At 67.0% G+C, this 261-nt stretch carries 1 protein-coding gene; it reads left to right on the forward strand.

The genetic code is table 11. From position 1 onward, the window contains the following. Position 1 precedes the first annotated feature (1 nt). Positions 2-261, forward strand: a 260-nt coding sequence (locus RVY79_RS20175) for a PAS domain-containing protein (protein WP_317466356.1), incomplete at its 3' end; no start/stop codon positions are given.

The raw sequence follows: 261 nt of genomic DNA on the forward strand, positions 1-261 counted from the left end.
GGTGAGCGGCTTTTCGCGTGAAGAGATCGAAGGCCAGCCGCACAACAGGGTGCGCCACCCCGACATGCCGCCCGAGGCGTTCGCCGCCATGTGGGCGACGCTCAAGGCTGGCCAGCCGTGGACGGCACTGGTGAAGAATCGCCGCAAGAATGGCGACCATTATTGGGTGCGCGCCAATGCCACGCCGGTGGTGCGCAATGGCCGGACCAGCGGCTACATGTCGGTGCGCACCAAGCCGTCGCGTGAGGAAATCGCGGCGGC

The organism is Chromohalobacter sp. HP20-39 (assembly GCF_033052815.1).
Lineage (GTDB): Bacteria > Pseudomonadota > Gammaproteobacteria > Pseudomonadales > Halomonadaceae > Chromohalobacter.